This is a genomic window from Nocardia iowensis, from assembly GCF_019222765.1.
Lineage (GTDB): Bacteria > Actinomycetota > Actinomycetes > Mycobacteriales > Mycobacteriaceae > Nocardia > Nocardia iowensis.
In genome coordinates, this window is the sequence record NZ_CP078145.1 from 2,900,727 (window position 1) to 2,921,277 (window position 20,551).

At 67.3% G+C, this 20,551-nt stretch carries 18 protein-coding genes; 11 read left to right on the top strand and 7 right to left on the bottom strand.

All coding sequences use genetic code 11. The features are described from left to right. The first annotated feature begins 28 nt into the window (after positions 1-28). The 6 genes from KV110_RS13360 (at position 29) to KV110_RS13385 (ending at position 8,586) form a co-directional block, all read left to right on the top strand. Positions 29-1,489, top strand: coding sequence for a carotenoid oxygenase family protein (locus tag KV110_RS13360; RefSeq protein ID WP_218476337.1), 1,461 nt, complete (start codon positions 29-31; stop codon positions 1,487-1,489). A gap of 14 nt (positions 1,490-1,503) precedes the next feature. Then, positions 1,504-2,493 (top strand): LLM class F420-dependent oxidoreductase, encoded by a 990-nt coding sequence (locus tag KV110_RS13365; protein ID WP_218476340.1) that lies wholly within the window; start codon positions 1,504-1,506, stop codon positions 2,491-2,493. Beyond that, positions 2,486-3,670: a thiolase family protein gene (locus KV110_RS13370; protein WP_218476342.1), complete on the top strand. Its 1,185-nt coding sequence runs from the start codon at positions 2,486-2,488 to the stop codon at positions 3,668-3,670. The genes KV110_RS13365 and KV110_RS13370 overlap by 8 nt, the downstream gene beginning before the upstream one ends. A gap of 91 nt (positions 3,671-3,761) precedes the next feature. Further along, entirely contained in the window at positions 3,762-5,429 is a 1,668-nt protein-coding gene (locus KV110_RS13375; protein ID WP_246634504.1) for a class I adenylate-forming enzyme family protein, read from the top strand. 32 nt (positions 5,430-5,461) lie between these two features. Beyond that, positions 5,462-6,697: an acetyl-CoA acetyltransferase gene (locus KV110_RS13380; protein ID WP_218476345.1), complete on the top strand. Its 1,236-nt coding sequence runs from the start codon at positions 5,462-5,464 to the stop codon at positions 6,695-6,697. A 218-nt stretch (positions 6,698-6,915) separates the two neighbouring features. Continuing rightward, the gene (locus KV110_RS13385) at positions 6,916-8,586 is read left to right on the top strand and encodes a hypothetical protein (RefSeq protein WP_218476347.1); all 1,671 of its coding nucleotides are present in this window, start codon (positions 6,916-6,918) and stop codon (positions 8,584-8,586) included. 12 nt (positions 8,587-8,598) lie between these two features. Here KV110_RS13385 and KV110_RS13390 read toward each other — a convergent pair whose 3' ends face one another. Beyond that, positions 8,599-9,513 carry a MerR family transcriptional regulator gene (locus KV110_RS13390; protein WP_218476349.1) on the bottom strand — a complete coding sequence of 305 codons (915 nt, stop codon included), beginning with the start codon at positions 9,511-9,513 and terminating at the stop codon, positions 8,599-8,601. An 85-nt stretch (positions 9,514-9,598) separates the two neighbouring features. On the opposite strand from KV110_RS13390, the gene KV110_RS13395 reads away from it, so the two are divergent. Continuing rightward, complete coding sequence (locus KV110_RS13395; RefSeq protein ID WP_218476351.1) at positions 9,599-10,240, top strand: maleylpyruvate isomerase family mycothiol-dependent enzyme; 642 nt, start codon at positions 9,599-9,601, stop codon at positions 10,238-10,240. Here the strand turns inward: KV110_RS13395 and KV110_RS13400 are convergent. The 3 genes from KV110_RS13400 to KV110_RS13410 all read right to left on the bottom strand — a co-directional run bounded on the left by KV110_RS13400 (position 10,227) and on the right by KV110_RS13410 (position 12,930). After that, complete coding sequence (locus tag KV110_RS13400) at positions 10,227-11,117, bottom strand: class I SAM-dependent methyltransferase (RefSeq protein ID WP_218476353.1); 891 nt, start codon at positions 11,115-11,117, stop codon at positions 10,227-10,229. The two genes, KV110_RS13395 and KV110_RS13400, sit on opposite strands and share 14 nt — an antisense overlap. Positions 11,118-11,326: 209 nt before the next feature. Continuing rightward, complete coding sequence (locus tag KV110_RS13405) at positions 11,327-11,698, bottom strand: helix-turn-helix domain-containing protein (protein ID WP_393540692.1); 372 nt, start codon at positions 11,696-11,698, stop codon at positions 11,327-11,329. Between the two features lie 524 nt (positions 11,699-12,222). Beyond that, positions 12,223-12,930: a GntR family transcriptional regulator gene (locus KV110_RS13410; protein ID WP_218476355.1), complete on the bottom strand. Its 708-nt coding sequence runs from the start codon at positions 12,928-12,930 to the stop codon at positions 12,223-12,225. 157 nt (positions 12,931-13,087) lie between these two features. On the opposite strand from KV110_RS13410, the gene KV110_RS13415 reads away from it, so the two are divergent. From KV110_RS13415 to KV110_RS13430, 4 genes are all read left to right on the top strand, one after another. Further along, complete coding sequence (locus KV110_RS13415; protein ID WP_218476357.1) at positions 13,088-14,365, top strand: MFS transporter; 1,278 nt, start codon at positions 13,088-13,090, stop codon at positions 14,363-14,365. A gap of 10 nt (positions 14,366-14,375) precedes the next feature. Next, a complete protein-coding gene (locus KV110_RS13420) occupies positions 14,376-15,041 on the top strand; it encodes a 5-oxoprolinase subunit B family protein (RefSeq protein ID WP_246634505.1) in 666 nt (221 codons plus the stop codon). After that, positions 15,038-15,916: a 5-oxoprolinase subunit C family protein gene (locus KV110_RS13425; protein ID WP_218476359.1), complete on the top strand. Its 879-nt coding sequence runs from the start codon at positions 15,038-15,040 to the stop codon at positions 15,914-15,916. The genes KV110_RS13420 and KV110_RS13425 overlap by 4 nt, the downstream gene beginning before the upstream one ends. A 257-nt stretch (positions 15,917-16,173) precedes the next feature. Further along, entirely contained in the window at positions 16,174-17,490 is a 1,317-nt protein-coding gene (locus tag KV110_RS13430) for a lipase family protein (protein WP_246634506.1), read from the top strand. A 48-nt stretch (positions 17,491-17,538) separates the two neighbouring features. On the opposite strand, the gene KV110_RS13435 is transcribed toward KV110_RS13430, so the two are convergent. The 3 genes from KV110_RS13435 to KV110_RS13445 are packed head-to-tail and all read right to left on the bottom strand — an operon-like array spanning position 17,539 to position 20,480. Beyond that, positions 17,539-18,405 carry a PaaX family transcriptional regulator gene (locus KV110_RS13435; protein ID WP_218476361.1) on the bottom strand — a complete coding sequence of 289 codons (867 nt, stop codon included), beginning with the start codon at positions 18,403-18,405 and terminating at the stop codon, positions 17,539-17,541. Next, on the bottom strand, positions 18,386-19,621 hold the full coding sequence (locus KV110_RS13440; RefSeq protein WP_218476363.1) for a kynureninase: 1,236 nt from the start codon (positions 19,619-19,621) through the stop codon (positions 18,386-18,388). The genes KV110_RS13435 and KV110_RS13440 overlap by 20 nt, the downstream gene beginning before the upstream one ends. A gap of 4 nt (positions 19,622-19,625) precedes the next feature. Then, positions 19,626-20,480 (bottom strand): tryptophan 2,3-dioxygenase, encoded by an 855-nt coding sequence (locus tag KV110_RS13445; RefSeq protein ID WP_218476364.1) that lies wholly within the window; start codon positions 20,478-20,480, stop codon positions 19,626-19,628. Positions 20,481-20,551: the final 71 nt, after the last annotated feature.

Sequence of the window (20,551 nt, forward strand, 5' to 3'; positions counted from 1 at the left end):
TCATTAACTGTAGTGGAGGTGGTAAGACGTGACGCTCAAGGAAGAACTCATCGCACCGGCCGCGCAAGCGCTGACCAACCCGTATCTGGCGGGCCCGTACGCCCCCACCGCCGCGGAGGTCACCGCGACCGACCTCGCCGTGCTACACGGCGAACTGCCCGCCGATCTCGATGGCGTCTATGTGCGCAACGGCCCGAACCCGCAATTCGCGCCGATCGGTCGCTACCACTGGTTCGACGGTGACGGCATGCTGCACGCGGTGCATTTCGAGAACGGCAAGGCCACTTACCGCAACCGCTTCATTCGTACCACCGAGTTCGCGGCCGAGCGCGCCGCCGGAACGGCGTTGTGGCGCGGTGTGATCGAGCCGTGGGACGACAACCCGCCGGGCGATCGCCGGGAACGCAACTCCGCCAACACCGACGTCGTCTTCCACCATGGCAACCTGCTGGCACTGTGGTATCGCGCGGGCAAACCGTATGCGCTGGACCCGATCAGCCTGGAGACCCGCGGTGTCGACACCTTCGGCGGCACACTGCCCGGTGAGGTCTCCGCACATGCCAAAGTCGATGAGCGCACCGAGGAATTCATCTTCTTCGACTACGGCATCCATGCGCCGTACCTGCGCTACGGCGTCGCCGACCCGTCCGGCAAGGTCACCCATTACACGGGGCTCGAGTTGCCCGGTCCGCGGTTGCCACACGACATGGCGATCACCGAGAACTACTCCATCCTGATGGATCTGCCGCTGTACAACGACCCGAAAGCCGCTGCGGCGGGCCGGTTCAAGCTGTTCTTCGACCGCACGCTGCCGAGCCGTTTCGCGGTGTTGCCCCGGCTCGGCGACGGCGCGCAGGCGCGCTGGTTCGAGGCCGCGCCCGGCTACATCTATCACACGGTCAATTCCTGGGAGGACGGCGACGAGATCGTCATGGTGGTCTGCCGGGTGTCGAAGCCGAGCCCGGTGTCGGACCGCACCAACCCGCTTGCGCAATTGCTCGCCTACCTCCGTCCCGAGGCGACACTGCACAGGTACCGCTTCAATATGCGGACCGGCGCCACCATCGAAGAGGCCATGGATGACGTCAATACCGAGTTCCCGGCCATCGATCAGGGCACAACCGGACAGCGCGGCCGCTGGTCGTATCAGATGCGGCTGTCGGTGGACAGCACCATGCTCTTCGACGCGGTGATCAAGTACGACCTGCACACCGGCGCCAAGCAGACCCAGCCGTTCGGCGACGGATTCTTCGGTAGCGAACTCACCGTAGTGCCACGGCCGGATCCGCGCGACGAGGACGACGCCTGGCTGACCATGTTCGCGTTCAACAGCCACACCCAACTGTCCGAGGTCTGGATCTACGACGCCGCCGACCTGGCCGCAGGACCCGTCTGCCGGCTCGGCCTGCCGGTCCGCGTGCCGCTCGGTTTCCACGCCACCTGGGTCAGCGGAGACCGGATGCGCGCGGCCGCAGAGCCGGTCGAGTGAGCGCCCCTGCGCAGATGGGTACGACAGATCACCTGCTGAGCGTCAGCCTGCCCTATTGGCAGGACCGGGATCCGTTGGATGCCCTCGCTGTCGCCGAAGCGGCCGAGAAGCTCGGCTATCACCGGCTGTGGGTCGGGGAGATGGCGACGTTCGACGCCTTCGCCGTGGCCACCGCGATCGGCCTGGCCCCGGGGCGAATTCCGTTGTGCGTAGGGCCACTGGCCGTCGATGTTCGCACTCCGGCCACCATCGCCATGGGGGTCGCGAGTGTGGCCGCGCTCACCGGCCGGTCCGTCGATGTCGCCATCGGCAGCTCGAGCACCGTCGTGGTGAGCGGCTGGCACGGTCGGGAAAGGCGCAGCACCGCAGTGCATCTGGCGGAGTCGGCCCGCATCCTGCGCGGCCTGCTCGCGGGCGAGAAGGTCGAATTCGAAGGTGCGGTGGAGCGCACCGCCGGCTACCGCCTCCGGCTGGCGCCGCCGCACTCATCGATCACCGTCGCCGCCTTCGGTGCCCGCGCCTTGGCCGCGGCCGCCCGGACCGCTGATCGTGTGGTGCTGAACTTGGTTACCCCAGAACAGGTTTCGCGGTGCGCCACATTGGTGCGCGAGGCGGCCGATCGGGCGAACCGTCCGACTCCCGCGATCGCGGTCTGGGTCACTGCCGCCGCCGACCCGACAGCCGACCTGCTCGCCAGTGTTCGCCGCGGCGCCGTGGGATACCTGCGCGCACCCGGCTACGACGCCATGTTCGAGGAGGCGGGATTCGGCGAGGTGGTGCGGCTGGCGCGCAGCGGCGCACATCCGCGCGAAGTCCTGGTTGCGGTGCCCGACGAATTACCTGCGGCCGTAGGCATGTTCGGCGACGAAGCGGCACTGGCCCGCCGACTGGACGCGTATCGCCGGGCGGGTACCGACGAAATCGTCGTCGTGCCCGCCACTTCGGCCGAGGACCCGGCGGGCCACCACACACTCGATACCCTCGCGCGGCTCGACCATGCCTGACGCCTACATCTACGACGCGATCCGGCTGCCCCGCGCCCGGGTCCGCAAGGCTGGGGGCACCCTCGCCGAGATCGCACCCTACGAGTTGTTCGGGCAACTGCTCCTCGCCCTCGAAAGCCATTCGATCAGTGCGGATTCCATCGACGACATCCTCGTCGGCATCAGCACCACGGTGGGGGAGCAGGGCGGGAACCTTGCCCGCGCGGCGGCGCTGTGGGCGGGCTGGCCGGACCGGGTCCCCGGTGGCGTGGTGTCCCGGTTGTGCTGTTCCGGCCTCGACGCGGTCGAGAGCGCCGCCGCCAGAGTCGCCGCGGGCTACGCGGACGTGATCGTGGCGGGCGGGGTGGAGTCGATGTCCCGGGTGCCGATGCTCTCGGACCGGCCCGCCATCGCCACCGACGCCGATCTCGGCGAACGCACCGGGTTCGTCACGATCGGCGTATCCGCCGATCTCACCGCGGCGTCGTCCGGCATCACCCGTGCCGAACTCGACGCCTACGCCGTGCGCTCCCACCAGAAGGCCACCGCCGCACCGACTTCGGCGTCCGTGGTGCCGTTCCGCAAGGGCGGCACGGTGCTGCTCGACGCCGATGAGGGCGCCCGCGCGGACGCGAGCAGCGCCGCCTTCGCCGCGCTGCCCGCCCTGTTCGGCGACGATCCCGCATGGCAACGGGTGGCCCGCCGCCTGCCCGGCGCACCGCGCCCGGCGGACGGGCTGCACACGATCGCGACCGCGCCGCAGCTCGCCGACGGCGCCGCTGCCGTGGTCGTCGGCGGCCGCCGTGCGCAGGGGGTGCTCGGACGGCAGCCGATCGCCAGGATCGTCGGCACCGCACAGGCCGCGGTCCGCTCGCCGCTGCTCACCGCCCCGGCCGCCGCGGCGCGGCTGGCACTCGACCGCGCGGGCCTCGCCGCCGCCGACCTCGACGTGGTGGAAGCCAACGAATCCTTCGCTGTCACACCGATTCTGCTCGCCAGGCAGCTCGGCATCGATCCGGAGCTGGTCAACCCGTCCGGCGGCGCCCTCGCGGTCGGCCACCCCCTCGGGGCGACCGGCGGCAACCTGATCGTCCAAGCGCTCGACGCACTCGAGCGCACGGGCGGCGAACACGCGCTGGTCACCATTCCCGCGGCCCTCGGGCTCGGGTCTGCGGTGGTGCTGCGGCGCTTGAACTGAAGGAACGCGTATGCCCGAGTCCCCGACCCCCGCAGGTGTTTCCCCTTCTGAAGAGCGGGCGTCTGTGTACGTTTGTCATCCTGCCGAGAAAGTGCGCGAGTACCTCGAGCGCGGTTGGTGGCAACCCGACACACTGACGGAGCTCTTCCAGCGCCGAGTCGACGCCGCGCCGGACGCGCCCGCCATCTCGGACCCCGCCAACCTTGCCGCGTTGACCCGAGCCGAACCCCAGACCATGTCCTGGCGTGAGCTCGACGAGTACAGCGGCGGCCTCGCGGCAGCCCTGTACCGCAACGGGATCCGCCAAGGCGATACCGTCGCAATCCTGCTACCGAATTCGATCGCGTTGACCGCCACCTACTTCGCGCTGTGGCGACTCGGCGCGGTCGCGACGCCCATGCCCGCCTCCTACCGCAGGCATGAGCTGTCCGGCATCGTCACCGCCGCCGAGGCGACAGCGATCGTCACCACTGGCGAGCTGTCGGGACGTGAACTCGCCCGCGAAGCGCTGGCCGTGGCGGGCAACGAAGGCACCGTGTTCGCTTTCGGTCCTGGAGTGCCGGATGACGCTGTCCCGCTGGACGACTCGGTATCCGCCGCCGACCGGGAGCGGCTGCGGACCTACGTTCGAGGACTGACCGTTTCGGTGAACGACCGCGTCACCATCTGCTGGACCAGCGGGACAGAGGCCGCACCCAAGGGAATTCCGCGGTGTCACGGGGACTGGGTGGCGATGGGGTGGGGCGTGCAGGACGGCCTGCACATCACCCCGGAGTCGGTGCTGCTCAACCCATTTCCGATGGTGAACATGGCAGGCTTCGCGGCGTCGTTCCTGCCGTGGCTGCTCGTCGGCGGGCATCTCGTGCAACACCAGCCGCTGGATCTCCCCGTGTTCCTCGCTCAGATCGCGCGCCACCGGGTGACGCACACCAGCATGCCGCCCGCGCTGCTGACGATGCTGCTGCACAACGAGGCATTGCGCGCTTCGGTGGAGCTGTCCTCGCTCCGGCGCGTCGGTTCCGGTGGTGCGCCGCTGCCGCCGAGCGTGGTTCGTGGCTGGCAGGAAGAGCTCGGCATCGAGGTGCTCAACTTCTTCGGCTCCAACGAGGGCGTGTGCCTGCTCGGGGCGCCAATAGATTTCCCCGATCCGGTCATCCGCGCGCAATACCTGCCGCGATATGGCGCGCCGGGCGTCCGCTGGTCCACCCGCCTGGCCGAGAGCACCAGGGTCAAGCTCGTCGATGTCGGCACCGGTGTGACGGTGACCGAGGTCGGCGGGACCGGCGAACTGCGGCTGGCGGGGCCCGCGGTGTTCGGCGGCTATCTGCCGGGAACCGCGACGTCCGAACCGTTCGACGAGGAGGGTTTCCTGTGCAGTGGAGACGTTTTCGAGCTGTGTGGCGTGGATGGCCGGTATCTGCGTTTCGTCGACCGGATCAAAGAGATCATCATCCGCGGCGGCATGAACATCGCCCCGGCCGAGATCGAGGGGCTGCTTGCCGATCACCCCGGCGTCGCCGACGTGGCGGTGGTCGGCTACCCGGATCCGGTGCTCGGCGAAAAGTGTTGTGCCTTCGTGGTTCCCGCACCCGGCCAGGCAGTGACATTGGCGGACCTGATCGAGCATCTGCGCGCTCGCGAGGTGGCGTCCTTCAAATTGCCGGAGCGGCTGGAGATCGTCGAGACGCTGCCCCGTAATCCGGTCGGCAAGCTGTTGCGCCGCGAATTGCGGGCGACATTGCGCACCGACGAGATCTGACGAACCGACACCGACGACATGCAGGAGTGCTGATGTCCCCCACCACCATTCACCTACTCGGCGGCAGCCAGACCGATTTCGCCGTCAACTGGCACCGAGACGGCAAGGGCTTCGACGCCCTCATCGAGGTGGTAGTCGCGCAGACCCTCGCGGCCACCGGTATCGCTCCGGACGAGATCGGCGTGATCCACCTCGGAAACGCGTTCGGCCAGTTGTTCACCGGCCAGGCGCAGCTCGGCGGCATGCCCGCCACGGTCGTGCCCGCGCTGTCGGGTGTCCCGGCGGGCAGGCACGAAGCTGCCTGCGCCTCCGGCAGTACCGCGCTGCTCGCCGCGATGGCCGACCTGGAATCCGGCCGCTACGACTGCGCGCTGGTGATCGGCGCGGAGTTGGAGAAGACCGTGCCCGGTGCGGTGGCCGCGGAATACCTCGGTGCCGCCGCCTGGGTCGGTCACGAGGCGGTGGACACGAAGTTCGTGTGGCCCAGCATGTTCGCCGCGGTCGCCGACGAATACGACCGGCGCTACGGCCTCGACGACGCGCACCTGCGCGCGATCAGCGAGCTGAACATCACCAATGCGCGCACCAACCCGCTTGCGCAGACCAGAAATTGGACATATGGCCCGGACAGCTTCGGTGCCGACGACACCGCGAACCCGCCGGTGGTCGGTCGGCTGCGCCGCCAGGATTGCAGTCAGATGACCGACGGTGCCGCCGCCCTGATTGTCGCATCCGACCGATTCTTGGCGCGGCGCACCGACTTACGACCCGATACACGGGCGGTGATCACCGGCTGGGGTCATCGCACCGCGGGCCTGCCGTTGGCGCAGAAGCTGCGCGCCTCCGCCGATGAACCGTATGTGTTTCCGCACGTGCGACAGACGATGCTGGACGCGCTGGGCCGGGCCGGGCTGCCCGATATCGACGCGGTGGACGGCGTTGAGGTGCACGACTGCTTCTCCATGTCCGAGTACATGACAATCGACCACCTCGGCATCACCGGACCCGGCGAAAGCTGGAAGGCGGTGGAAGGCGGTGACATTGCGCGTGACGGCCGCCTGCCGCTCAATCCCGGCGGCGGACTGATCGGCGGTGGCCATCCCGTTGGCGCGACCGGCGTACGCATGGTGCTCGACGCCTACAAACAGGTCACTGGGCAAGCGGGAGCCTACCAAGTGCCGGGGGCACATCGATTCGGCACCCTCAACATCGGCGGGAGCGCCACGACCACAGTGAGTTTCATCGTGCAGAGCGCGACAGGCCCGTGATAGTGAAGGCATAACGTTCCTGATTTCGTGTTTCCGCTACCTCGCCGCGACAGACCGTGCGGCCTGTTCGAAGACCTGCTTGTGGACATGCCGCAACGCGCCGCATTCACCCGGCAAATCGACACTTTTCGCTGGCAACGGTGCGTCGATGGGGAATGCGATGTAGCCTTCCCACGCGTGATCACTTGTCTGCCATCGAATCTCCTCCTGGAGCCGAAATGACCATCCAGCATCCCATTGAGGACGAGGTCACACAGCTGGCTAGGCGGGTCGAGAAGGCCCGCGGCCGGCTGGCATACCAATTCGATCCCGCGTTGACCGAAGCGCTCTCCGAGGACGAGCTGCTAGCCGAACGTGAGCTCGCCGAGAAGATTCGCGGGCAAGACCGTGGTCAGCGCTGGAAAGAGGCCCAAGCCGCCGCTGCGGCGGCCGACCGCGCCAGGCAGACCACCGAAGCGATCGAGAAGGCCGACATGCGAGATCTACTGGTGGCACGCAAGGCAATTGCCGCTCAGCGCCGTGAGTCGAGCCCGCATGCCAAATTGGCCTCGCTATATCGGCACCGGGCCTGGTCGCTGCGCGCGCTGGCCGGTGTCGTCGGCGCGGGCATGCTGTGGTCCGCGGTCAATGTTCAGCACAACATCGCGCCCGGTGGGCCGAGTGATCCGCTGTACTGGTTCAGCTACCTGCTGGAGGGGATGATCAGCGTCTGCCTGATCATCATCATGATCGGCACGAACAAGGTTGCCGAATGGGGTGTCGTCGACAACCGCAAGCAGGTGGTCGCCGCCGAGGTCGCGCTGCTTTCGCTGACCGTCACCCTCAACACCTACCCGTATCTGCGGGCCGAGCATTGGTACGACGCCGCCGTGCATGCCGTCGCGCCGGTGATGATCGGTGTCGCGCTGCTCATCCACGACGCCGCCAGCGCGCGCTACGGCCTCGCCATTCACCGCGCCACCGAGCAGGTCCGCGACCTGCCCGATCCGGCCGAGCAGATTCGCCGCACGCTGCCCGCGATCGCCAGCTATCGGCTGCGCCGCTCGGCCGCCGAGGTGATGGCGTCCAGTTCGATTGCCGAACTGACCGTCGAGGCCGAACCGGACCCGCTCGCGGAATTGGACGCGGGACCGACCAACGAGCCCGTGGTGGACCCCGAGATCGAACCGGCGGTGGTGCTGCCCGAAGACGAGGACGCCGCGTCCGAAAGTCCTCGGGTTCGGTCCGCTTTCCGTTCCGCCGCGCCGGTGGCGCCGCCGAAGGCCGCGGCGACGGTGAGCTCGGTGAACGGTGCCGCCGATGTCAAGGCCGAGGCGGGGCCCTTGGTAAAGACCGAAAAAGACACTGCGCCCAGCACTTCCGAGCGCAAGGCCGCGACACCGGTGCCCGCCGATGAGCCCGTCACGGCCACCGTCGCGAAGAGCGCGCCGATTGTGGCGAAGACCAAGTCCGGCGCTCCCGCGAACGCCGAAAAGCGCAGCACGCCTGCCGATGTCGACGGGAAGAAGCCTGTTTCGGCGAGCACCGCCAGCGCACCGGCAAAGCCCGTCACCGAGGCGGCCACCAAGGTCACCTCGACCAAGGTCGCTGCTGAGCCAGCCGCACCCGCGAAGACCAGCAAGCCCGCCGCCCCGGCACCCGCCGACAAGCTCACCGTGCCGTCGGCGGAACGGCAGACCGCATCCGCGCCGACCGCTGCCGTCAAGCGACCGGCCGTGACCGAGGAAAAGGCGGAAGCCCCGGTCATCCCGACTCCGGAAATCCACGACACCGGCCAGTTCCGCATCGCCGAAATCCTGGAACAGGAACTCGCCGAACTCCAGGCGGCACGGCGACGCGCCCGCACCAGCCGCAAGACGTCCACTCCCGCGGCGAGCCGCGACCGGTAGCGCCACCGCGGTCTAGACTGTTTGCCGCAGTGCGTCGAGCAGCCAGTAGTGCATCGCGCCCACTGTTTCCTCGGTGCCGGTGATTTCGGCGGTCAGGCGCCAGTAGTGCCGTAGGCGGGGATCGGTGTCTGTTGCGCCGGTCAGTAGTTCGCGGCGGAACCCCGGCGTGTCCCGCTGGTGCCGAGCTGCGGCGTGGGCATGCACGAAGCGGTCGAGTTCGGCGCCCGGACGCGGCTTTTCGCGGGCGGCGACGAGCGGTGCCGCTGCCTCGCACGCCTCGGCGAGTGCGGTCACGAATTGTCGTCGGTCACCGACCTGATCGCGGTCCGATCGCCAGATCTGTTGTGCCATCGCCTTTTTGACGCGAGGATCGGCGGCGAGGCTGGTGAGCTCGGCATAGGCGACGATCTGACCTGACCCGGGTTCGCTCGGTAACGGCGGCACGTGCATGTCGATAAACGAATCGAACTCCGGCCGCGGCAGTGGGGTGAGTATCGGCCGCCAGAAAGCGACGATGGTGTCGATGATCGCGCTCCGGTCATGCACTGACGCAAGCAGTTCCAGCCGGTCGGCGCGCTCGGTGGGCGGTGCGGTCTCGAGAGCGAACAGTGCCGCCCGACGCCACCGGAGCGTGTCGAGTTCGGTATCGAGCGCGGCGCGTTCGGCGGCGGCAACCGCGCCGATGGATGCGGACCCGTCGAGAACGCGCATGATCGCGGGCAGCGCTAAACCCAGGGCGCGCAGCCTGCGCACGAGCAGCAGCCGGTCGACCGCGGCGGGGGAGTCGAAACTCCGATGACCGCCGCTGGTCCGCCGAGCATCCAGAATCCCGCTGTCGCAATAGAACCGGATTGTCCGGACGGGCACACCGGTCCGGCGCGACAGCTCCCCGATACTCACGACAGCGGGATGTGTGTCCTCGGTCACAGGAACTTGAACCTCCACTCGGGTGGAGTTCCTACCGTAGTGGAACTCGAGCGAGAGAGGTCTCCCTGTGAACCACACCGAATCCATGACGACCGAACAGATCTGGCGCGCGGTCGCCACCGAGCGAACGAGCCTGGCCGACTTGCTCGCCGAGCTCACCGAGTCCGACTGGGACCGGCAGTCCCTCTGCGCGGACTGGCGGATCCGTGATGTCGTCGCGCACGTGGTGCAGTGCACGCGGGCGAACCTCGGCTGGATCCTGGTCAACCTGATCCGCGCCCGCGGCAACGTGCACGGTGCCCTGCGGGACGCGGCCATTCGCCACGCCGACCGGGTCACCACCCATCAGCTGCTCGCGGATCTGCGCGCGGGCGCGGCCTCCCGGTTCACTCCGGTCGGCACGGTGCCCGCGGACCGATTGATGGACGTGCTCGTGCACGGGCAAGACATCGCGATCCCGCTCGGCGTCGTCCGCGAAATGCCTGCCGAGGCAGCACGATCGGCGCTGGACCGGGTGTGGGCGACGGGTAGTCGGTTTCACATCGAGGAGCGGCTGGCAGGCTATTGCCTTACCGCGACCGACATCGAGTGGTCCGCCGGCGATGGCCTGCTCGTCGAGGGGACCGCGGGCGCGTTGCTTCTGCTGGCGACGGGCCGTCCCGCGGCTGCGCCGTTACTGACCGGACCGGGCGCAGCCGCCTTGGCCGAGCGGCTCAGGATGGTTTGACGGCGGTCAGGTAGCTCATGGTGTTGAACATTTGCGCGAAGGGTTCGGCGGTCGCCGTGAGTGGCCGGTCATAGCGCTCGGTCAGTTCCATCGATGGCAGGCTGGTCGTGGTCCAGCCCTGCGCGGTCAGCCATTCCGCTGGGTCCGCGCGTTCGTCGGTATACAACAGCGCGGCGAGGTCGATCTTGCCCAAGGGCGTGCCCTGTAACTGTTCCGCCTGGCGGTCGATGATCTGCTGGACATCGACGCTGTTGTCCGGGGTCTCGGCGGCCAGTCTGCTGCCGGGGGCCGAAAGTTGATCTATCCGGGCGAACAGCGCGTCCTGCGCGGGGCCCGGCAGATAGGGGAGCAGACCCTCGGCCGACCACACCGTGGGCAGGGTCGGGTCGAAGCCTGCCTCGATGAGCGCGGCGGGCCAGTCGTCGCGCAGGTCGACGGCCACGGCGCGGCGGTCCGCCTTGGGGGTGGCGCCGGCTTCGTCGAGCACCTGCCGTTTGAACTCCAGCACCTTGGGCTGGTCGATCTCGTACACGATCGAGCCTTGCGGCCAGTCCAGGCGGTAGGCGCGGGCGTCCAACCCGGCCGCGAGGATCACCGCCTGCGTCACTCCCGCCGCGGCCGCGGTCAGGAATAAATCGTCGAAGAATTTGCTACGCAGTCCGATGAAGCTGGTGAGCGGATTGTCCGCCCACCGGGTCGGATCGGTCACCAGCAGATTGGTGTCGGGATCGCCCGCCGCCGCCACGAAAAGGGCGGCAAATTCGTCCCGGACCAGGGCATCCGGCTCTTGCGTCGCGACCGCGCGTGCGGCCGCGACCTGCAGTGCGGTCATTCCGACGCTGCTCACGATGTCCCAGGTGTCGCCTTCAGTACGCATGATGCTCCTCGGAGTCCTTGAACGACCTGCGCGACAAGCCGTTCCGGAGGCAGGAGCGCCACCCGATGTTCGAACTCCCGGCCGTCGACAGGCCTGGCAATACGAACCGAACCCGCATGTCGGCGTGGCAATTACGCTGCTGTCGATAGGGGTAGAGCGGTAACCGAGTTGATCATACGACCGGGGCGCCGAGGCTGCAGACTACCTGGTCAGCCGGTGATCTCGGGGCCCTCACCGGTGGGTTGCCGTCCGTGAGCTCGGCGCAGTTCCGAGTTGATGCGCTCGGCCTCGGCGAGTTGGTCCTCGAGGATGACGATGCGGCACGCGGCGTCGAGTGCGGTGCCCTGATCGACCAGTTCTCTGACTCTGGCGGCGATGCGCAGTTGGTAGCGGGAGTAGCGGCGGTGGCCGCCGTCGGAGCGTTGGGGTGTCAGCAGTTCGGCGGCGTCGAGGGCGCGGAGGAAGGCTTGGGTGACGCCGAGCGCATCGGCGGCACTGCCCATGCTGTAGGCGGGGTAGTCGTCGTCATCTAGCTTGTCACCGGGGTTGGCGGTGGCCGGGTCGGCATGGGTCTGTTCCATGAACACCTATCTGGGAAACAAGAATCGGGCCCCGGCGCTAGCGCCGGGGCCGTGAGGGGGCTTTATTCCACATGTCGGTCAGAGCGACCGGCTTCGTCGTCCCACATCCCATGCTGCAGGTGGGTCTGTGGGGATCGCATCTTCAGGACTGTCGACCACCTCCTGTTCATGGAGCCGCGATGCCGGTACGCGCTGCGATATCCACTACTGCTGCGATATCGAACAACACTGCGATTTCCGAATGCCGAGAGCGCTTCGGAATCGGGCACCGCTCCCTGCCTTTCCTGGTCTGTCTCCCTCCCCTCCGGTGGCGCTGTCTTCAGCCGTCCGGAGGGGAGGGTCCTTCAGTCACTTCATCTCATTCCGGGAAGTTCGTCCCCTACCCGGCCCATGCGACTTTCTTCTCTACTGACGAGATGAACTTTATAACAGCTGTGCGCGAATGTCTACAGTCGCCACTGTAGATTTTCTCCGCGTGTCAGCCCGGTCCAGCCCGGCGCCGACCCACTCGATGGGTGAGAGGTTTAGGCGACGACGCTGACGTATGCCGCGCCGATATGGGATTCCGCGTCGGTGAGGTAGTCGGCGAGCATCTGCTCGGCCTCGGCGCACCGTCCGGCGATCAGTGCCTCGTAGATCTCGTGGTTGCGAGCCAGATAGGGCTCGTGGAACGTGAGCGGGTCGGCCATCACATGGAAGACGAGGCGCAGCTCGTTCCATACGCTCGACATCATCTGGTCCAGGCGCCTGCTGCGGTTGAGGGCGGCGATCGCCTTGTGGAAGTCGATGTCGGCGGTGCCGACGCCGGTCCAATCCTGTTTCGCGGCACAGGCATCGGCCCGCGCGAGGGCGGCGGCGAGTTCGGCCGGGTCCTGGGTCGCCCGGTCGAAGCCGTGGACGGCCGCGCACTCGACGATCCGGCGGCACTGGTAGAGCTCCCCGACGTCCTCCGAACTGGGGATGCGGACGAACGCGCCGCGGTTGAGTTCGTGCGTCACCAGGCGTTCCTCGATCAGCGAGCGGAACGCTTCCCGGAGGGTGTTGCGGGAAACGCCCAGTGCCGCACAGATATCCGGCTCGGACAGCCGGGTGCCGGGGCGCAACGATCCGTCCAGGATGCTCGCGCGCACGATGTCGGCGGTTTGCGAGCTGCGGCTGGAGCGGGCGAGCAGGCCTTTGTGTTCGGACAGTGCCGCGTAGACGGGATCGGGCCGATCTACCGGTGTCGTCATCCAAACCTCCGCGGACCAGTGGCTTCGCCATTCGAGCATAGACCACCGATCGAACTGCCAGCCGACGATCCCACTCGAGGATTGCAGAATCGTTCTACGATCCGTACTCTACTGTGACGTACGTCGCTCTACCGAGCTCGAGCATTGCGAGGCAGCCATGAGCCTTTCCACGGACATACCGGCAGAACCGGCCGAGACGTCGCAGCCCTTCGACTGGTTCCGCACGATGAGCGCCAAAGGCAAGCGCGCCTTCATCGGCGCGTTCGGCGGATTCGGCTTGGATTCCTTCGATTTCCAGGTTCTGCCCCTGGCGCTCGGCGCCATCTCGTCGTACTTCATGATCAGCTCCGGCCAGGCCGGACTGCTGACGACGGTCACGCTGCTGGTTTCCGCGCTCGGCGGCGCGCTGGCCGGTGTGCTCGCCGACAAGATCGGTCGGGTCCGCACCCTCCAGCTCACCGTCGCCACCTACACGCTGTTCACCGTGCTGTGCGGCTTCGCGCCGAACTTCGAAACCCTGTTGGTATTCCGGGCATTACAAGGTCTCGGCTTCGGCGGCGAGTGGGCCGCGGGCGCGATTCTGGTCGCCGAATACGCCCAGACCAAGTACCGGGGCCGGGCGGTCGCCTATGTGCAGAGCTCCTGGGCGGTCGGCTGGGGCTTGGCGGTGCTGGTCTACACGTTGGTCTTCCAATTCGTCAGCGAGGACCTGGCCTGGCGGGTGCTGTTCTGGACCGGTGCGCTGCCCGCTCTGCTCATCGTCTGGGTCCGCCGCAATCTGACCGATTCCGAGACGGTCACCCAGCGACGCGAGTCGGCGGGCAAGCGGGCCGGATCGTTCCTGACGATCTTCCGGGGAGACCTGATCCGGACGACGCTGTTCGCCTCGCTGCTGGCCACCGGCGTCCAAGGCGGCTACTACACCCTCGCCACCTGGCTGCCCACCTTCCTGAAGAAGAGCAGGCACCTGAATGTCGTTGGCACCGGCGGTTATCTGTTCCTGCTGATCGGCGGCGCGTTCCTCGGCTACGTCACCGGTGGCATCCTCGCCGACCGGCTCGGCCGCAAACGCACCATCCAACTGTTCGCCGTGTTGTCGATGATCTTCATGGTCGGCTATATCCAGGTTCCGGAGGGGGCGAACACCTTGGTGCTGTTCCTCGGCTTCCCGCTCGGCTTCTGCACCTCGGCCATCTTCTCCAGCTTCGGCTCGTTCCTCTCCGAGCTGTACCCGACCGCCTCGCGCGGCACCGGGCAGGGCTTCACCTACAACTTCGGCCGCGCGGTCGGCGCGATATTTCCCACTGCTGTCGGCTTTTTGGCATCCACCACGCTGGGCCTGACGGGGGCCATGATGTTCGGCGCGCTCGGCTATCTGATCGCGGTGATCGCGCTGTTCGGTCTGCCGGAAACCCGCGGTCGCGAACTAGCCTGAAGGAGAACGGATGTCCGCCATCACCGTGCCGACGGCGCCGCCGCGGATCCTGCCCGCGGGGGATCGGTCGGTGCTCGTCGCCACCGATGACGACGCCGACTTGGTGGCGTTCATCGACCTGCTTCGCCACGAGTTGCCTTCGGGTGTAGACGATTTCCTGCCCGCCGCGCAGACGGTTCTGATCACGATGACCGACACGGCGGACTGTCGGGTGGTCGAGCAGCGACTGCGAGAGCTGTTCCGCAGCGCGCAGGCGTCCGGTGGGATCGGGACGGCTGCGCAACCGGACGAGATCCGCACGATTCCGGTTCGTTACGACGGTCCGGATCTGGAAAGTGTTGCGGCACAGTTGGGTATCACGGTCCGCGAGGTAATCACCGCCCACACCCGCGCGTTGTGGCGATGCGCCTTCATCGGCTTCGCGCCTGGTTTCGGCTATCTCGAAACCGCCGAACCCGGCCTGGCCGTACCGCGCCGAGCGGAAGCACGGACCTCGGTGCCCGCGGGGGCGGTCGCGTTGGCCGACGGGTACAGCGCTGTCTACCCGCGGCGATCACCCGGCGGGTGGCAGCTCATCGGCACCACGGACGTCCGCATGTGGGATCTCGGCCGAGCCGAACCGTCCCTGCTGCGGCCGGGCACCCGAGTCCGTTTCACCGAGGCGGCGCTCGAATGAGCCGTGCCGCGCTACGCATCCTCGATCCCGGGCCGTTGAGCACCATTCAGGACCTCGGCAGGCCCGGCTGGTTCTCGATCGGTGTCGGGGTATCCGGTGCGGCCGATCGGCGTTCACTGAAACTGGCGAATCGACTCCTCGGCAATCCCGAGGATGCTGCGGGCATCGAAATTTTGCTCGGCGGACTGGAACTCGTGGCCGAAGGGCCGGTGCTGCTCGCGGTGACCGGTGCCGATGCGCCGATCACCGTGGACGGGGTCGCCCATGCGCACGCGTCGGTCATCTCGTTGCGGGCCGGGCAGCGGCTGAAGCTCGGTATGGCCGCTGCCGGGTTGCGCGTGTACGTCGGGGTGCGTGGTGGCATCGCCGTCGATGAGATTCTCGGCTCGCGCAGCAGGGACACTCTCGCGGGTCTCGGCCCCGATCCGTTGACCGCCGGGGTGGCGCTGGGCGTCGGCGCCGCGCAGGCGTACCCGTGGCCGAATGTCGCTGTGGCACCGGTGCCTTCGATGAACTCGGGTGTTGTCACCGTTGGAGTTCTGCTGGGTCCGCGCGACGACTGGTTCACCGATCCGCGGTCGCTGTTCACCGGTGCCTGGCAGATGAGCGACCGCGCCGATCGCGTCGGCGTGCGACTGGCCCGCGTCGGCGACGGCCCACCGCTGATACGGATCAACGACAAGGAGTTGCCGACCGAAGGCATGCCGCTCGGCGCGATCCAGGTCCAACCGAGTGGCGAGCCGGTGGTCTTCCTCGCCGACCACCCGATCACCGGCGGTTATCCGGTGATCGGCGTCGTGGTCACCCCTGACGTCGACTTGCTCGCCCAGCTACGCCCTGGGCAGCATCTGCGGTTTCGCCCCGCACCGTCGTAACAGGCTGACCCGACTAGGTTCCGGGTTGAACCGCTACGCTCGGCGACACCTTAGTTAACTACCAACGCGTTTATGCAGCTTGCACAGCGGCGGCGCGCAAATCCTGGCTAGTTGCGTAGTGACACGGCCTTCGGCCGTCCTGTGCAATAGGAACTCTTCCGGTCCATCGGGCGCTCGGATGGTGTCCCGGTTGGCGGCCGCTGTTATCGGCGGCTTCTGGCTCTGCTGTCCATCAAGCCTGATGAAGGAACTGGATCGTGATCGGTTTTCGCTGTGCCACATTCGCTGTCGGGTTCGCTCTCGCTGCTTCGCTCACGGTTGCCGGGACGGCGACCGCCGGTCCCGACTCCGGCCCGGTGGGCGGCCAGCCCACCTGGCCGGTCCGGCCCGATGAGAACCAATTTCCGCCGCTGCCGAGCGAAACCGACATCTACCCCTTCATCCCCGTCCCGATGCCCGCGGACGACCGCTGGTACGACGATCCGGCCGACCTCGATCGCTACGCCAACGGTGACGTGATCCGCAAACGCGTGGTGACCAGCTACCTGCTCGGGGTGCCGTGGCCGCCGGTGCACACCGAACAGATCCTGTACCGCTCCACCAACAGCCATGATGAGCCGATCACCACCGCGACCACGGTGATGATCCCGGGCATTCCGTGGCTGGGACCGGGGTCGCGCCCGGTGATCTCCTATCAGGAGGCAATCGACGGTCTGGATCCCGCGTGCAACCCCTCGCATACCGTGCGCGCGGGCACCATGAAGGAAACCCAACTGCTGCTGCAATTCCTCGGCGAGGGCATGGCGGTGTCGATCCCGGACTTCAACGGCAAAACCAGCACGACGCTGGCGCCGAGCGAGGGCCGCATGGTGCTCGACGGCGTCCGGGCGACCCGGCGCGCCGGCTTGGGCCTGGCCGACTCGGCGATCGGGTTGTGGGGATATTCCGGCGGCGGCAGCGCCAGTGCCTGGGCGGCCGAACTACACCGGAGCTACGCCCCTGAACTACCGATCAAGGGCAGCGCCCAAGGCGGCGTGCCCGGTGACAAGCACGCGATGACCATGTTCGCTATGGACGCGGGAGCAGGCATTGCGGGGCAAGCCGATTTCGTCGGCTGGATCTGGCTGATCGGCTTGTCCAGGGAGTTCCCCGACCAGATGCCGCTCGACAAATACCTCACCGACGACGGCATGACCATCGTCCACGATATGGAACGCCGATGCCTCTACACCGCGGCCGCCACCGGCGCATGGCGCCCACTGAAGAACTACCTGAAGGACCCGCAAGCCTTCCTCGCCCCCGACATCCAAGCCGTCCTGCACCAAGACAGCCTCGGCTACGCCGACACCCCGGACATCCCGATCGCCATGTGGCACTCCACCACCGACCCGATCGTCCCGATCGCCGCCATCGAGCCCGTCGTCCAGCGCTACTGCGCCGCGGGCACAAACCTTCGTTTCTTCAGAATCCCGGCCTCCGAGCATATTTCGGCGGAGCTTATCGGCTACGAGCCATCGCTGCTATGGCTCACCGCCGTTTTGGCGGGCGCCGACCCGGGCCCGACCACCTGCTGACCGGAAAGGCGTTGGAAAGACAGCAGTTTCGGGGGGAAGTTGGTGAGCTCAGCCCGCCATGGTTCTGGCAATGCTCGACCGGACCCACCGTCGGCTGGGCTCCAGACAACGCTGTTGCGCGTCCGCGAACAGGCGAACGCTGGCGGGCCCCGGCCAGTCGGCGGGGAGCATGGTCGCGGGGAGGCCGGGGTCGAGATAGGGGATGATGCGCCATTCGTCGAGCAGGGGGACGAATAGGTCGAATGCCTTTCGGTCGGTGAGGTTTTCGAGGGTGACGATGCCTCGGTGACGGTCGAGGAATGCGCGGTGCCGCCCGGCCAGGGCAGGCAGGTCCCACCACTGTGTCGCCGCTTCGCGCAGGGTGCCGGGGACCGAAAGATCGGTCGCGCGAAAGGATGTCACGTAGGCGCCGAGGCCAAGTGCCGAGACGATCGCGGACGCTTCCGCGGCCAGATATTCCGGGCAGATCCACAGGCCCGCGGAGACCGTGCCGCAGCCGATCGAGGACAGGCGGCGTCGCAATTGGTGTCGTGCGGGGCGCTGGGATTCCGGTATCCCGAATGAAATCAGGTGCCAGGCATCGCCATCGGCCATCTGCCGGAAGCCGAAGATTCGAGGGTCGCCGCGCGAATACATCGCTTCGGCGGCGGCGGTGAGGCGGTATCCGTTGCGTCCGTCTCGCGTCTCGGCGTCGAGCACGCCCTTGCTCTTCAGCCGGGCGACGGCCGTCCTGGTGCTCTGTTCCGGCACGCCGAGCCCGGCCAGCAGGGCGCCGAAGTCGGCGATGGCGATCCATCCGCCGAGGTCGCGAACGTAGGCGCCGAGTACGGTCCTGGCCAGCGAGGTGGCGCTGCCCGGCCGCGAATCGATGTCGTCGAGGACGGCCCCGGCGGGGTCAATCCGTGGTGAGTTCATCACGAATAGCCGACACTCCGGCGAGTACCTCGGCGAAAGTAGTGCTCAGCGGGCTCAGGCCGATCCGGATGCCTTGCGGCGGGCGGAAGTCCGGGATGACGCCCCGTTGCCAGAGTCGCGCGGTGATCTCCTTGAATCGTGGGTGGTCGATCGTCACGTGGCCACCACGGCGGGCTGGGTCGGTGGGTGAGGATACCCGCACGCCCAACGGCACCAGCGACGACCGCGCGAGTTCGAGCGCGAATTCGGTGAGGGCGACCGACTTCGACCGCACGGCCGCCATCCCGACCTCCTCGATCAGGTCGAGCGTGTCCTGGATCGGGAGCATGCCGATGATCGCCGGTGTGCCGCTGATGATCCGCCGGATGCCGGTGGCGGGGACGTACCCCTGCGCCATCTCGAAGGGACTCTCCCGACCCATCCAGCCCCAGATCGGCTGCGTGAAATCGGCGAGGTGCTCGGCTCGGACATACCCGAACGCGGGCGCACCCGGCCCGCCGTTCAGATACTTGTAGGTGCAGCCGACCGCGAAATCGACTGCCCACGAATCGAGTTCGATCTCCACCGCGCCCGCCGAATGACACAGATCGAGGAGCAGCATGGCGCCCGCGTCGTGCGTGACGGCGGAAATGGCGGCGGCGTCGAGCAGGTATCCGGATCGGTAGGCGACGTGACTGAGCACGACGAGTGCGGTGCGCTCGCAAACAACGTCGGCGACGTCTTGTGCGGTGACGCCGCCGGTGAACTCGGGTTCGATCCAGCGCAATGTCAGATCGAGCTCGCCCGCGATCGCTTCGAGCAGGTACCGGTCGGTGGGGAAGTTGTCGCGGTCGAGCACGATCTCGGTGCGCCCTGGCCGCAGCGCGAGGGCGCCGCGGGCCAGCTTGTACAGCAGCACGGTGGTCGAGTCGCCGATCGTGGTCTGCCCGGCGGCGGCACCGAGCACCGCGGCGCCGATCCGGTCACCGATCGTCACGGGCAGGTCGAACCACTGCTCGTCCCAGCCGCGGATGAGCCGGCCGCCCCACGCCTCGGCGACGAAGGCGGTGAGCCGCTCGGCGGTCGCCCGGGTGGGGCGCCCGAGTGAGTTGCCGTCGAGGTAGGCGACGATCTCCGGATCGTCGCTGCCCAGAAATCGGCTCGGGTATCCACGCAGCGGATCGGCCTCGTCGAGAGCGCGTGCGCGCATGGCGAAGTCGAGCGGTGTGGTCGTCATGGTGTCAGCGTCCGATCTCCGTGCGTACGGCGAACAGTTCAGGGAAGAAGGTGAGGTCGAGCGCGCGCTGCAGGAACCCGACCCCACTGGATCCGCCGGTGCCGCGCTTCATGCCGATGGTGCGCAGCACGGTGCGCATGTGCCGGAACCGCCACAGCTGGAAGTTCTCCTCTAGGTCCACCAGCTCTTCGAATGTCTCGTAGACCGACCAATGTTGCTGGGGCGCTTCGTAAACGGACTTGACCAAGGGGAGTAGGTCGGGATCGAGTACATAGGCCTTCGTCACGTCCCGATCCAGCGTCGAGCGCGGCACGTCGAGCCCCGTTCGCGCGGCATGGTGCCAAAACGCGTCGTAGAGGCTGGGTTCGTGCAGCAGCGTGTGCAACTCCTTGTGCGCCACGGGATCTGCTTCGAAGACCGGAAGCATGGAGGCATTCTTGTTGCCGAGAATGAACTCGATGGCTCGATATTGCGCCGACTGGAAACCCGACGAGTTCCCGAGTACGCCACGGAATTGGGCGTACTCGGTGGGGGTCAGCGTCGCCAGCACGGACCACTGTTCGGTGAGTGTCTTCTGGATGTGCTTCACGCGGGCAATGCATTTGAGTGCGATGCCGACGTCGTCGGCGTCGAAACCCGCACGCGCCGCCCGGGTTTCGTGCAGGACGAGTTTGAGCCACAGCTCGGTGGTCTGGTGCTGGATGATGAACAGCAACTCGTCGTGGTGCTCCGGCCTGCTGACCGGGTGTTGCGCGCTGAGCAAGGTGTTCAGGTCGAGATAGCCGCTGTAGCTCATGCGGGAGCTGAAGTCGGTGACGATGTCGTGTTCGAGGGCGCGGGTATTGTGCTCGACGGTCATGAGAATCCCCATTGGTCGGGTGCTGCCTTGCTCCCACGGTATGACATTATCGTGACGTGCGCTAGGTATGT